Origin of the sequence: Terasakiispira papahanaumokuakeensis (genome assembly GCF_001709345.1) — a bacterium.
Lineage (GTDB): Bacteria > Pseudomonadota > Gammaproteobacteria > Pseudomonadales > Halomonadaceae > Terasakiispira > Terasakiispira papahanaumokuakeensis.
The window spans coordinates 144,915-159,014 of record NZ_MDTQ01000001.1; the positions used below are offsets into that span (position 1 = coordinate 144,915).

12 protein-coding genes are annotated in these 14,100 nt (G+C 52.6%); 5 read left to right on the forward strand and 7 right to left on the reverse strand.

What is annotated here, in order from left to right:
• Window positions 1–146: 146 nt before the first annotated feature.
• The 7 genes from BFW38_RS00640 to BFW38_RS00670 all read right to left on the reverse strand — a co-directional run bounded on the left by BFW38_RS00640 (window position 147) and on the right by BFW38_RS00670 (window position 9,783).
• Window positions 147–1,775, reverse strand: a complete 1,629-nt coding sequence (locus BFW38_RS00640) for an ATP-binding cassette domain-containing protein (protein WP_068996650.1) — start codon at window positions 1,773–1,775, stop codon at window positions 147–149.
• A 10-nt stretch (window positions 1,776–1,785) separates the two neighbouring features.
• The gene (locus BFW38_RS00645) at window positions 1,786–3,468 is read right to left on the reverse strand and encodes an ATP-binding cassette domain-containing protein (protein ID WP_068996651.1); all 1,683 of its coding nucleotides are present in this window, start codon (window positions 3,466–3,468) and stop codon (window positions 1,786–1,788) included.
• Between the two features lie 134 nt (window positions 3,469–3,602).
• Window positions 3,603–5,837: a TonB-dependent receptor gene (locus BFW38_RS00650; protein WP_084004367.1), complete on the reverse strand. Its 2,235-nt coding sequence runs from the start codon at window positions 5,835–5,837 to the stop codon at window positions 3,603–3,605.
• A gap of 151 nt (window positions 5,838–5,988) precedes the next feature.
• Window positions 5,989–6,966: a siderophore ABC transporter substrate-binding protein gene (locus BFW38_RS00655; protein ID WP_068996652.1), complete on the reverse strand. Its 978-nt coding sequence runs from the start codon at window positions 6,964–6,966 to the stop codon at window positions 5,989–5,991.
• Window positions 6,963–7,742 (reverse strand): iron ABC transporter ATP-binding protein, encoded by a 780-nt coding sequence (locus BFW38_RS00660; protein WP_068996653.1) that lies wholly within the window; start codon window positions 7,740–7,742, stop codon window positions 6,963–6,965. The genes BFW38_RS00655 and BFW38_RS00660 overlap by 4 nt, the downstream gene beginning before the upstream one ends.
• Window positions 7,739–8,734 (reverse strand): iron chelate uptake ABC transporter family permease subunit, encoded by a 996-nt coding sequence (locus BFW38_RS00665; protein WP_068996654.1) that lies wholly within the window; start codon window positions 8,732–8,734, stop codon window positions 7,739–7,741. The genes BFW38_RS00660 and BFW38_RS00665 overlap by 4 nt, the downstream gene beginning before the upstream one ends.
• The gene (locus BFW38_RS00670) at window positions 8,734–9,783 is read right to left on the reverse strand and encodes an ABC transporter permease (RefSeq protein ID WP_281180341.1); all 1,050 of its coding nucleotides are present in this window, start codon (window positions 9,781–9,783) and stop codon (window positions 8,734–8,736) included. Before BFW38_RS00670 ends, BFW38_RS00665 begins: the two co-directional genes overlap by 1 nt.
• Window positions 9,784–9,878: 95 nt before the next feature.
• Between BFW38_RS00670 and BFW38_RS00675 the strand changes: the two genes are divergently transcribed.
• The 5 genes from BFW38_RS00675 (at window position 9,879) to BFW38_RS00695 (ending at window position 14,092) form a co-directional block, all read left to right on the forward strand.
• Window positions 9,879–10,475, forward strand: coding sequence for a TetR/AcrR family transcriptional regulator (locus BFW38_RS00675; protein ID WP_068996655.1), 597 nt, complete (start codon window positions 9,879–9,881; stop codon window positions 10,473–10,475).
• A gap of 266 nt (window positions 10,476–10,741) precedes the next feature.
• Complete coding sequence (locus BFW38_RS00680) at window positions 10,742–11,113, forward strand: metalloregulator ArsR/SmtB family transcription factor (protein WP_068996656.1); 372 nt, start codon at window positions 10,742–10,744, stop codon at window positions 11,111–11,113.
• Between the two features lie 15 nt (window positions 11,114–11,128).
• Window positions 11,129–11,641 (forward strand): arsenate reductase ArsC, encoded by a 513-nt coding sequence (locus BFW38_RS00685; RefSeq protein ID WP_245686042.1) that lies wholly within the window; start codon window positions 11,129–11,131, stop codon window positions 11,639–11,641.
• Window positions 11,642–11,661: 20 nt separating this feature from the next.
• Window positions 11,662–12,678 (forward strand): ACR3 family arsenite efflux transporter, encoded by a 1,017-nt coding sequence (arsB, locus tag BFW38_RS00690; protein WP_068996657.1) that lies wholly within the window; start codon window positions 11,662–11,664, stop codon window positions 12,676–12,678.
• Window positions 12,679–13,093: 415 nt separating this feature from the next.
• On the forward strand, window positions 13,094–14,092 hold the full coding sequence (locus BFW38_RS00695; RefSeq protein ID WP_068996658.1) for a Bug family tripartite tricarboxylate transporter substrate binding protein: 999 nt from the start codon (window positions 13,094–13,096) through the stop codon (window positions 14,090–14,092).
• Window positions 14,093–14,100 lie beyond the last annotated feature (8 nt).

A 14,100-nucleotide genomic window follows, 5' to 3' on the forward strand; every position in this document is an offset into this window, starting at 1 on the left:
CCTCTCTAGCCGCTGATTATACTCATTGTTGATAATCTATATGATACTAAGAATCATTGACAACAATAAGTGGCTGGAGCTTTACCTGAGTCGTCGTGCTCAGTGGGCGGTCTTTTATGACTTTGACACATCAGCCGCTATACGCATTAGCCTCTATGTTCACTGGAAGTGCCATGATCACCTGATGTGCTTAAAGACACCGTCTGCGTCGGATGCCATATGGAAGCGTCGCCATGGGTCACAATGATCAGTGTTGAAGGTTGTTGTCTCAGCATTTCAGCAATTTGGGCTTCTGTCGTTTTGTCTAGGGCCGATGTGGCCTCATCGAGTACCAGGATAGAGGCTTGCTTGATCAAGGCTCTGGCAATCGCCAAGCGCTGACGTTCGCCACCAGAGAGTGCCGATCCTTGGTAACCCACATCTTGATCGATACCTAATGGGTCTTGTGCGAGCAAGTGGCCTAATGCGGCTGATTGAGCCACGCGTTCGATCTCGTGATCGCTGGCTTGAGGGTGACCGATACGAATGTTATCGGCGAGTGTTCCGGTAAAAATGATGGGATCTTGGCCGACGTAAGCCATGTGGTGAGTGATTGTCTGTTCGGTCATTTGCGTTAATGGCACGCCGCCCAGTGTGATCCGTCCATGGTCGGGATCATCAAAGCGCATCAAGAGTTCAAGCAATGTACTTTTGCCACTGCCTGTTGCGCCGGTCACGACCAAGCGTTCACCTTCATCCACTGTCAGGTTGATTGCACGATGCAGGCCTTGATGATTCACCTGCTCGGTCGTGATCGCATAGCCTGAAGGCGACTGAGCGGCGGCAGCGGTCGGCATGTTTAACGTCGGTGCCTCTGCGATCACATGTAAGTCTTTCAGCGAAGCACGTAGGTCGTTGAGGCCTAAGCCTGCCAAGGCGATCGCTTCTAATGGGGCGGTGGCCCGCGTCATCAGGACTAAGAGCGCTGCCCATAAGGCGGGCTCAAGCGGGGTCGTGACGGTCAGATAACAGGCAAAACCTACGAGGGGCAAGGCACTGGCTAAGGCTGAGATGAACGTCATGATCGATGCGCTGAAGTGAGTCTGACGTACTGATTGCTCTTGGCGGGTCCACTGTTGTTCTAAGCGTTCGCTTGCACCCTGAGGGCCTGCACAGGTTCTGAGTAACTGCAGGTTTTCGCTAAACTCTTGTGTGAGTTGAGCCGTCTGCCGGTCGTGAGTGTGGCGTTGCGCATCGGCTTTTTGTAGCGCCTTTTGTGCCCAATATTGCATCGTGAGTGCCGCGATGAGTAGCACGATAGCCCCTAGCATGACTTGCCAACCCGCCACGACAACTATGCCGACCATCAGAAACAAAGGGATGAAAGGGGCATGCAATAAGGTTTGTAATTGGTGGGCGGGAATACTCATAAAGCCAGGAATACCTTGTCCCGCGAGTAGCGTTACTTCAGCACGGTGTTCAGCCGAGAACCAAGATAACTTGGCCCGCGCCAATGCATCGCCCAGTGTGTCGTAGAGATTGCCCGCAAGCTGCGCGCCGCACAAGTAACCGGCCCGTGATACCCCAATGGTCACGCCAATGGATAGACCTGCAAAGATCAGTACGATGGTCGGTGATTGCTCAAACACAATGGCCCATGCCAAAGCGGTGTAGGTCGTGGCTTCTAACGCAGCGACCAGGACCCACCCGACACTGATCATGATCAAACGGTGACGCGAGAACGATGACAGCAGTTCATGCTGTGAGGGGCTGTCATTCAATAGTGAACGCTTCATAACAGAACCTTTATTCGGTATGGCCCGATTGCATATTGCCCGCTTGGGTCGTACTTGTTTGGGTCGTACCCGCTTGGCTGGTGCCTGATTCAACCGGGTTTGAAAGCACCAAATGGTCGTCGGCGGCAGCGCTCAATGCTGGGTCATGGGTGATGGCAATGACTGTTTTGCCCTGTGCATGAGCCGTGTGCTTTAAGGTTTCGATCAGCGGTTTGGCGGTAGCCTGATCCAAGGCACTGGTGGGCTCATCAAGCAGAAGAATCGGCGCGCTTGAGAGCAGGATGCGGGCTAACCCCAAGCGCTGTTTTTCACCACCCGATAAAGAGGAGGCTTGAGCGTCGAGCGACTGGGAGAGCTGTACTTGCGCCAAGGCGGATCGAAGTTGTTCATCGGTTGACTCAGGTGCTGCCGTCAGCATTAAGTTCTCTCTAATACTGATGGGCAGTACCGGGGCGCTCTGAGGGAGCAGTTGTAGTGATTGATGGCGGGTGTGCTCATCGAGTTGTGACAGTGCCGTACCCGATAATTGAATGCGACCTGCGTGTATCGGCTCCAAACCTGCCAGGGCATGAATCAGTGTTGTTTTCCCGGCGCCGCTGGGGCCTGTGATGATAGTCAGAGTGCCCGGGATAAACTGATGGTGGCCGCTGATGACGATGGCTCGACCGTTAATCATCAAGGTGAGATCATTTAACTCAAGTGGCTGTAGAGAGGGCTGGGCGGCGAGGGTGATGTTGACATCGCCGCAGGGTAAAATGGGCTCGCGGAAGAAGTTGTTGAGCCGATCAGCGGCTGCTTTACCCGCTCTCATATAATCCAGCCCGTGGCCCAGTCTCAGGACCGGTGTCACGATGGCTAAACCAAAGAGAAGTGCTGCCGTGATGGCTGTGGGGCCTTGTGTGTAGGTTACGCTATACGCAATCGCGAAAGTGGCCACGGCTTGAAGAAGTGCCCCGGCGACTGATGCGGCCGTGACGACTTTTTTCACCCAGCCCAACAGCTCGCGAGTAAAGTCACGGGTCGCGCGGTGGTAATTCGACAGGGCGCCTGATTGAGCCCCATAAAGGCGATTCACGCGGATACCCCGCACATACTCGTCGACGGCGGTCACGATGTTCGACATGATCTCCACTCTTTGGGTGCCATATCGGGCTGACACTTTAGGCATCCACCACAAGTAATAAAGCGATGCCAAAAGGCCCGGGAGTAAGGCCAGCAGGGCGAGTGGGCCTGCCATTGAAACCAAAAATAATAGGGAGACCAGCGGTGAGATGATAAAGGTCGTGATCTCTGCTGGTAGGTGTGCCAGCAGATGGTGGAGCGATGCAATATCGTTTGATAGCAGACCGCGTAAGGATTTCTCATCCCAGCGGCTGAGGCTGCTTGATGGCAGCCGAGCGAGCCGTCGTGCCACTTGCCGACGCAGGCGGGCAGCGACTTGGGCTTCGGCATGATGAGAATACCATGAGGCCAGTGCGAGCAGTACGGCACTGACCAGTGACAACATCGTGGCCCAACCCATCCAGAGAAGGTCGGGCGTTGTGATCAGTTGTATCAGGCACCACAAGGTGGCCAGTGTCGACACGCCGGCTAGGGCTGAAGCTAGGGTGCCAGCGGCCAGCATCGGCAGTGCGGGCTTGAGTGCCTTAATCAGCCCTGTATCCGGGGAGGGGTTGAATAAATCATGATTCATAAGAGGCGGCTTACCCTATATTGGCTTGGACTTGCAGTCCTGGGCGTTGAGGTGATGCGGAAAAGGCCTCCGCAATACTTTCATCTGAGTATTGCGGGGCCTCGCCAAGGCGTGGGTTTAGTGCCTGAGAAGGCTCAGAATCCCATCGTGGCGGACAGCATGACCGTTCGGGGTGCGCCGACCGCTAATGCTGAATAATGAGCCGCCGCCCAATACTGTTTGTCGGTGAGGTTTTTGATATCCAGTCGCCAAATAAGCGCGTGGTTTGAAAGGTCCATGGCGTAACGGGCCCCGAGGTTGTAAAGCGTTCGGCCAGGCAGGGCGAGGTCATTGTCATCAGCCACGTATTGTTTGGATATGGAGGTGGCATTACCGGTCATGGTGAGTCCAGGTAATGCAGAGATGTCCCATTCGACGCCTAGCTTACCCGTCCATTTTGGAATGCCTGGTGCTTGGTTGCCTTGATTGATGCCGTCAGCGGTTTGGGTCAATTCGGCATCGATATAAGCTACCCCACCCATTAACCGGAGGTTGTCGAGCGCACGCCCAAAGAAGGACCACTCAGCCCCACGGTTACGTTGCTCACCGCCTGAACTGAAGATATTCGTGACGGGGTCGGTATAGCTACTGGGACGCTTGATTTCATACACACTGAGGGTGTGGGCAAAATCACCCATATCTATTTTGAGGCCCGCTTCATATTGTTTGGTTTTGAAAGGCTCGAATATTTCCCCCGCATTCTCTGCCGTATTAGGGGCGGTGGCGCCTTGACTGAGCCCTTCAATGTAGTTGGCGTAGAGTGAGACCGTCTCGGTGGCTTTAAATAACGCAGCGGCAGCGGGCGTAACGGCGCTTTCATCATAGCGACTCAAGGTCATGCCCGTCGCGGCCATGGCGCTTTTCTGAAAGACATTTTGGTGACGTGCGCCCAGTGTGAGCTGAAAACGGCCGTCGGCCAATGACAAGGTATCCGCGATCCCGTAACTGGTCAGGCGTGTTTCAGTGTCGGTAATGGGCTGGACACTGTAAGGGGTATCGCGAGGGGCCCAAACGGGATCATAGAGGTTGGTGATCCAATCCTCGTTCAACACACCTCGGCGAGCATTCAGGCTATAATCTTCTTTATAGTATTTGATATTGATGACCAGCTTATGGTCGATCCCGCCTGTTTGGAATTGACTTCTCAGCCCTGTTTCGCCTGATGAACGATCTGCTTTATCGCCAACATCGCCGAGATTATTGCGGTAATCCCCTTGGGCATTAATGATCTGAGCCACTGATGAGTTGGTAGAGCGAAAGCGTGTATCGCTGGCCCCTACAGCGGCATAGGCAGTGAGGTTGTCACTGATATCGAGCTCACCGCGGATCATGGCACCCTTGTCTTTTGAATGGTTAAAGCCCCACTCCGGGTTTAATAAGGTGTCCGCATCTGGCACCTTGGGTAGATCAATGCCTGGGGCAAGGGTGATGCCGCGTGTTGCACCATCTACGTTGTCTTTGCTGGCATAAAGGTCGGCAGAAAGGCGTGCATTCTCGCCACGCCAATCGAGTGCTAAGGCAGCCATCTGCACTTCTTTATCTTGTCGTTTGATGGAGGTTTCCCCATCGCGATAAACGCCATTAAAGCGCACACCAAATTGGTTGTGATCGCCAAAGCGACGCCCTAAATCGAGATGTGCGCCGATTTGAGATTCCGACATATAGGTGCCGGTGACTTGGGCGGTCGGTTCATCTTGTGCCCGTTTAGGGACCAGGTTGATTGAACCGCCGACAGAGCCATTGGGCGGCATACCGTTGAGGAGAGACGATGGTCCTTTGAGGACTTCAATACGCTCGAACATCTCTGGAGAGCTGCGGTAGTAAGGTGCAATACCAAACATGCCATCGAAGGTGACATCACCAATATCGCTACTAAAGCCCCGTATCGAGTAGCTCTCCAGGTTTTCCCCGGTGACGCCACTATTGAATACAGATGGGTCTGTGGCGGCGATAACGCCAGTGATGTCTTGTGCTTGACGATCCTTAATGTACTGCTCGGTATAGCTGATGGTGTTAAAGGGCGTATCCATAAAGTCGCGATCGCCCATCATGCCCATACGGCCGCCGGAGGCGATCTGACCGCCTGCATAAGGTTTGATGCCTGCCTCGGCTTGTCCGGTCACGGTGACAGTATCGAGCGACTCGACTGACTCGGCGTTGGACTGATCGGCCGCCGCAGCGGGGGCATAATAAAGAGAAGTGGTGGCGGATAACCCCAGGATAAACGATAAGGTCATCGCGGTTGATTTAGGCTTTTCAACCGGTATGACGCGGGTGTTTGTGGTCGATGACTGTGGGTGGAAGCGGGATGAATGAGGTTTACTTTTCATTGTATTGCCCTGTCATTGTATTGTTCTGACACTGTCTTGTCCTGACATAAGGCCGCATTGGACTGGCTCCGTTTATCCTTGAAAGACAAACAGAGTGGCCCTTTCAGGTGTTAAACCGGCTTAAACTTGAAGAAAATGCAATTGAGTGGGTTTAGTGTTGATAGCCGCTTATGACCTCGTCGATCACAATGTTGAGTGACGTTAGACTGGCGGCTGTGATGTACCAGGCATCGGCATCGACAAACACCACATGTCCATGTTTCCAAGCCCGGGTTTGGCGTAAGAGAGGGTTGCTGATTTGTGTTGACGTGATCACCGGACGGCGCTCCATGACGGCGGTACGGTCGATGATGTAAATGATGTCCGGATTAGCTTGATGGATAAATTCGCTGGTGATCGGCTGCCCATGCAAACTGCTTTCCTCGTCAGTGCTGGCGGGCTGCACACCGAGCGCCTCAAAAACAAATCCATAGCGTGACTGAACACCAAATGAACTGAAAGCGCCGTTGTTGTGCATCACTATGAGCGCTTTCTCCGGCCGACCCTCGGTGATATGGCGAGCCTGAGCCACTTTGGCCTCTAGTTCCGCGATTTTTTGCTGGGCCAGTGCTTCTTTATTAAAGATATGTCCGAGATCCTGAAGGTGCTGCTTCACTGCCTGGATATGACCGCTTTCACTGTCTCGATAGTTAATATCAAAGTGCAACGTCGGTGCGATCTCGGATAAGGCGTCATAGTGATTGGCCTGCAGCGATGTCATCAGTATCAGATCAGGTTTGAGTGTATAGATGCGCTCAAGATTCGGTTGGGTGATGGCACCGAGGTCCTTAACCGCTTCATCGGTTTTGTAGCCTTCCAAAAAATGCGGGACATAATCTTTCGTCATACCGGCAATCGGCACATTGAGTTGATCGAGAAAGTCGGCTTCGTTCATATCGAGCACCGCCACTCGATGGGGGCGCTGAGTCAGAGTGGTGGTGCCTAGCTGATGTTGAATCACGATAGGCGTATCGAGGGACTCTGAGGTGGTGACGGCCTGATCTTCCGCGGATTGCTGGCATCCTGGTAGACTCAAAACGACCGCGAGCGTGAGTAGTCCGAATGTTCGGATATGCTTACTCCATTTCATTGTGATGCTCCGAGGCGTGGCGTGAAGTAATCACAAACGCAGCCGCGTTTGTTGTTCATAATTTCAAAGTCCAATTCGTATAAGTCCCGAAGTAATGACTCATCGATGGTGTCATGGGTACTGCCACTGAACTGAACTTCTCCTGCCTTTAAGGCCAGAATGTGATCGGAGTAGTTGGCGGCGAAATTCACATCATGGATCACCAGAATCACCGTGCGCCCCTGCTCATCACATAGACGCCTTAATGACTGCATGATGTGTACGGCATGCTTCATATCGAGATTATTGAGCGGCTCATCCAACAACAGCACGGAAGTTTGCTGCGCGATGGTCATGGCCAGGAAGGCGAGCTGCCGTTGGCCGCCGCTGATTTCATCGAGATAGGCGTGGCGCAAAGGGGCGAGAGATAAAAAATTGAGGGCTTCATCGATCATTCGATGATCGTCTTGAGTCAGTGAGCCGCGACTGTAGGGGAAGCGTCCAAAGGCCACCAATTCTGCCACCGTGAGACGCATATTGAGCCCCGGAGATTGCCTCAGCGTCGCGACGTTTTGGGCATACTGGTTAATCGGCATTAAGGTCGCGTCGTCTTGGCCCAGTAACACCTGACCTTGGCTCGGTTCGAGGAGTCGCGCCATCAGCATGAGTAACGTCGACTTGCCTGCGCCATTAGGGCCAATCACTGAAGTGATCTGGCCCGGCGGGAAGTCATGACTGGTCGCAGACAATACTTGGCGTGCACCATAGTACTTGGAAAGATTTCGAACTGAGATCATAGGGTGCCTCTCGTCCGGACGATCAGCATCAGGAAATAGGCCCCGCAGACCAGATTGATCAGGATGGTGACCGTCGTTCTGTAGTTAAAGACATGCTCGACCAGAAGCTGAGCGACAAGAAACAGCGTCATTGCAATGGCACAGCCCATGGGCAGCGTCAGGCGATGCTTACGGCTGGCAGATAGGGCATAGGTGATGTTGGCAACAAAGATCCCGAGGAAAGCGGTGGGCCCGATGAGGCTGGTCGACACGGAGACCAAAATGGCGATCAAAGCCAAGTAAAGCCGCATGAGCTGGGTCGTATTGACCCCCAGGGATGTCGCTTGGGCTTGTCCCAGGGTGAGGGCATCCAGCTCCGGCCAATACTTGTAGCCGATCACGCAGACCAGAGTGACAGCAATAATCGAATACAGCAGCGTGTCGGTATTGGCTCGAGTAAAAGAGGCGTAGCTAAGCCCTTGGAGGACGGCAAATTCACCAGGATCGATACGCAGCTGTACAAACTGGGTGAAGGTGCTGATCACCATGGTCAGCACCAGCCCTATGAGCAGCAGCCGGTAAAGGTCTGGTCTGGCTTGGCCAAGTAACCAGCGCTGGAGGAGCCATGAATACACCAGCATGAGGGCAAGTGAGATGAAAAAATTGCCGCCAGTGCCGAGCATTGCCAATCCATGAGTGCCTAGCGTCAGTAGCAAGAGGGCTTGCCACATCAGATAGACGGCTTCATAGCCCATAATGGCCGGTGTCAAAATGCGATTGTTCACCAGTGTTTGAAAGATGATGGAAGACAAGGCCACACATAGACTGCCGATGATAATGGCGGTCAGTCGGGCGAAGCGTTTCGGGATAATGTAGTCGACATCCAGCCCAGACCCTGCCAGTAGCAGTATCAGCGAGAGCGCCACGATGAGCAGCAGCAAGCATGAGAGTTTTTGGGTGTAGTGCCTGTTTGAGTTGTGTCTGTTTGAATCGAGCTTGTCTGAATAAAGCATTAGCGCTGGTCTCCTCGCAGAATCAATGCCAGGAAAATAGCGCCGCCGATAGCGCCCGCCGTGAGGCCAATCGGTACTTCAAAGGGATAGACCAGCAAGCGGCCGACAATATCGCAGGCCAATAACAGCAAGGCGCCTCCCAGGGCGACGGTGGGCAGTGTGTGTCGAAGGTTGTCGCCATAGTGCAGGGCGACAAGATTAGGAATCACCAAACCAACGAAATAGATGGCCCCGACGCTGATCACGGTGACGGAGACCGTGATGGCGACCAGCATAAGCCCCATCGCCGCAGTGGTGGTATAACCTAAGCCCAGGCTCTTCGCCGTTTCTTCTCCCATCCCCATAACGGTGAAACGGTGGGCATAGAGGTAGGTCACGGCCACGATCGGCAAAATCAGATAGATGACTTCGTACTGACCTTGCACGACTTTGGAAAAATCGCCCAGTAGCCAGCCTTGCATGCTCTGCATGATGTTGTATTGATAGGCGTAGAATTCGGCACAGGCGCTGAGCAGGCCGCCGTACATCAGGCCAATCACCGGCACTAAGGTGGTGTTTTTAAACTGGATGCGACGGATGATGGCGATGTAAACCAGACTTGTGGCCAAGCAAAAGGCCAACGCCAATAACATCTGCCCGATTTTTCCCGCTGTTGGGATCTGCGTTAGTGCGATCAAAATCCCCAGCTTGGCGGCATCTAACCCGCCGGAGGTGCCCGGCTCTACGAAACGGTTTTGCACCATCTGCTGCAGGATGACGCCGGAGACGGCTAATCCAATACCGGTTAACAGAATGGCCACCAGTCGAGGCAAACGACTGGCGGTGAGCATGAGCCAAGCCTCTCCCGATCCGATGCTTAAATCGGCCCAAGCAATGGTATGAGCGCCCAGCATCAAAGAGACGCCGCATAGCCCAATCAACAGGTATGCCATACGCCTGTTGATGGCGGCAACCGCTAGGCGGTTGTCTGTGGTTTTTGTGGCGGGCTCGCCCTGCGTTCGCGTGTTCATTCTTTTTTTACGCTGCAAATGATAATTGGTCGCAAACATTAGAATAAAATCTATTTAGTTGCAACTGTATAAACTAATTTGACGGCACGCGCTCAACGCGTTTTCATAGCCGTTGGCTTGTTGAGAGAATCATCATGGAACCTGTGCAAAAAACAGCGTCAAGAGGGCGCCCCCCCACGATTACTCGGGAACGGATTGCCCAAGCGGGTATTGATATGGGGTTGCTGAACATCACCTTTGTCGGACTCGCCGCCGAAATGGGGGTCAGTCATATGGCGTTGTATAAGCATGTGCCCAGTCTTAAAGCGCTCAAGACCTTGGTGGCAGAAGCCATTTTTTTACGTTGGGAGGCCCCTGCGATATCGAGTGAAGACGGGATTGAGCTCAAAGAATATCTCGAACGGTTTGTCGGTGCGCTGCGGGACCTGGTGACTGCTCACCCTGGGCTTACGCCTTATTTATTGCGTCGATCGGCATCGACCTCCCATATCAGTGACAAAATCATGGCGCATCAGCAGCAGGTCGCTGATGTTTATGGGTTGTCTCAGGATCAGGCGCGCCGGTTACTCTCGACCGTGGCCTTTCATTGCATTGCTGTCGCTGATGCGCTTTATCCATGGGAGAGCGAAGAGGCTCGCCAAGCCGATGAGGCTGAGGTGGAAGCTGAGTTTTCGCAAGGCATGAATGCCTTGATCGTGGGTGCATTGATGATGTTAAAGCAGGATCAATGATGGTGAATTAAAGCTTAGCCTGACCTTTGTATCTGAGCTGGGGCCTCATGAGGACATATCTCATGACGACATATCTCATGACGACATACCTGATGAAGCTATAAGTCCGAGTTGCTGTCATCAAAACATCATTTGTGTTGCCTTTAAATATGTGAATAATTACATATGTATTATTTTGAATGTGATTGTTGAGTGCTGAGATATTTTGAATATCAGGAGCGTTGGGTCTTTGAATACTGGACTGCAAGAGAAACGTTGGACTGACTATGGAAGCTGTCACTTTATTTAAGTGTTTATCTGATCTTTCACGCCTCAAATTGTTGTTATTGATTGATCAGGTTGAAGAGGCGTGTGTCTGTGATTTGATGAGCGCCATGATGCTGGACCAACCCAGGACCTCTCGGCATCTAAGAGATTTACGTCAATGTGGTGTGGTGCAAGATCAGCGTCGCGGCAAATGGGTGTATTACCGCATTCACCCGGATTTACCGGCCTGGGCGCTGACGATTATGCGTACCACGGCCCAAGCTCATCCCAATCTCTTGCGTGATGAACGGGCCGCTCTTCAGTCCGCTTCTGCTGATCGCGATCGATGCGGTGATGGGGGCGATTCGTCACTCAACCTTCTATGTCGATGAGATGAGAGCCCTGCCATGAAGCCTGTCGTCAGCCCTGCCATCAACCCTATTATGAAAGTGCTGTATCTCTGTACCCATAACCGCTGTCGCAGCATTGTGTTTGAAGCAATGACGCGCCATTTGGCGGGCGATGTCATTGAAGCGCGCAGTGCCGGTAGCCACCCTGCCGGTGAGGTCCACCCGCTCACGTTGCATTACTTACAAGCCGAAGGTGTGTCGACGGCAGGATTAACCAGCCAGTCTTGGGACGCCTTCGAAGGTTTTGAGCCCGATGTGGTGGTCACGGTGTGTGATGCCGCTGCAGGTGAGCAGTGCCCTATTTGGTTCGGGCCAGTGTTAAAAGTGCATTGGGGGCTAGATGACCCCTCTGCCGTATCGGCTGAGCAGACTGATGCGGCTTTTAAACATTGCTTGAACGAAGTGAGCGCGCGGGTGATGCAGCTCAAGATGATCGCGGAACAATCGTTATCACCTGATCAGCAGCGTCGAGCCATTCAGGCGCTTGATATCTCCATACCGAACCATTGACCCAGTAAGAGGAGACGCTTGTGGGACTTTTTGAACGTTATTTATCGGTGTGGGTGGGGTTGGCGATTATTGTTGGCGTCTTGGCAGGATACGTTGTGCCATCGGCGTTCGAAATGGTTGCGAGCTGGCAATACGCCCATGTCAATCTCGCCATTGCCGTGCTGATTTGGCTGATGATTTACCCGATGATGGTGCAGATTGATTTTTCTTCAATTCGACATGTCGGTCAGAACCCCAAAGGGTTGTTACTGACGCTGGTGATTAACTGGCTGGTGAAGCCTTTTACCATGGCGTTTTTGGGGTGGTTATTTTTCAAAGGAGTGTTTGCGGACTGGGTCGATCCGCAAACGGCTTCCGAGTATATCGCTGGAATGATTCTGTTGGGCGTCGCGCCTTGTACGGCCATGGTGTTTGTGTGGAGCCAGCTGACCCACGGTGATGCCAACTATACGCTGGTGCAAGTATCACTCAATGACATCATCATGATTTTTGCTTTTGCCCCGATCGCGGGCTTGTTGCTCGGGGTGACCGATATCACCGTGCCTTGGAAGACCCTACTGATCTCTGTTGTCTTGTATGTGTTGGTGCCTTTGCTGGTCGGTGCGGCCACTCGTCACCAACTGGATCGGGCCGATGATCATTCACGCTTGAATACGTTTTTGGCGGCGATGAAACCCTGGTCGATTATCGGACTATTGGCCACCGTGACGCTGCTATTCGGCTTTCAATCCGAGACGATCATGTCCAAGCCTCAAGCCATTGTGATGATTGCGATTCCTTTGCTTATTCAGACTTATGGCATTTTTGCGATCGGATATTGGCTGGCTCAACAATTGAAGCTTCCCCACACAATGGCGGCGCCTGCGTGCCTGATTGGGACGTCGAATTTCTTTGAGTTGGCGGTGGCTGTCGCGATTTCACTTTTTGGCTTACATTCCGGTGCCGCGCTGGCCACCGTCGTGGGTGTGCTGGTGGAGGTGCCGGTGATGTTATCGCTGGTCTGGTTTGCCAATCGAACTCGGCATTGGTTTGTTTAAATGCGGATTGTTTAAATGCGAACCGTTTAAATGCGAATTGTTTAAATACGGTTCACCTCAAGGCTAAATATCTAAACGTCTAAATCTATACTTTAGTTGTGATTTAGACGTTTGGCGTATTGTCCCTTCATGCCTGTCACTCTAACTTCAAATGTATGATGTATGACATGAGCGATGACTTTCATCTGGCCAGGAAGGACTCGACGCCAGGAAGAGCTTAACAGGAAGAACTCAACGTGTGTCATTGATTGCGCTTAGGCTATTCATTGATTGTGCTTAGGGTAAGCAGTTTGAGCCCTGGGCCAAGCAGTTTGGGACCTGTTCAAGACATGCTGCGCTGATCAATGTCCACGCCAGTGAAAGACGCTTTTCGTGAAGAAAACCCTTCAACCCCTGATCAGTCCAGAGGTCTGTGATGCAATTTAAAAAAGCACTGTCATTAAAAAAGACGTTACTTGGTATGGCCTGTTTTGCCATGTTGGGCGCTAGTTTTGCGCATGCTGATTATCCTCGCCGTGATGTTCGAGTGATTGTACCGGCGGCGGCGGGGGGGGGGACTGATGCCATTGTCCGTAAAATTACCAACATTGCAGAAGATGACTTCCCGGCTTCCATGTATGTGGAAAATGTTTCTGGAGGGATGACTGCAACTGGGTTATTGCAACTGATGAATGCACGTCCTGATGGCCATACGATTGCTGCAATTACTTATGACAGCATCATCACGATTCCGTGGAAACAGATGCTCCCCGGCTTCACTATGGACAAAATGCGGATGATCGCCCGCATCACTCAGGAAGCTGATGCTATTACGGTCGCTGCCGATGCGCCTTATCAAAACTTGGACGATCTCATTGCCGCGGCCAAAAAAGCGCCCGGATCTATTCGCTTTGGCATTCAGAACATGGGCGCGCGGACGCACTTGACGTTGTTACAGCTTCAGGATTTAACCGGGGCTGAATTCAAAATCGTGTCTTATGACAACAGTGCCGCGACACAGAAAGAAGCGCTGCTAAACGGTGAGGTTGATGCCGTTGTGACTAGCCTGGGCGATCTAGCGCCTTTGATTGAATCGGGTCAGGCGCGCGGCTTGGTCGAATTCTCTGATACCCAAAATGAAGGCTTCCCCAATGTGCCGCCGGTGACGGCATCAAACCCGGATATTGATCTGCAAATGGGGAGCTTCATCACGCTGGTGGCGCCTGCCCGAACGCCAGATGAGGTGATTGAAAAGCTAGAAGCGACTTATCACGCGGCTTATGACAGCGATGAATTCCAGCAGTGGCTGAAAAAGATTGGTGTGACGCCTGCCTGGTTAGGTTCTGACGAAGTCACTCAATGGTCTAAGACGACACAGAAACAGCTTTTTAGCACCATGGATGAGCTGGTTGAGAAAGGCGTGTTGGAGAGGTAAATCCTGCA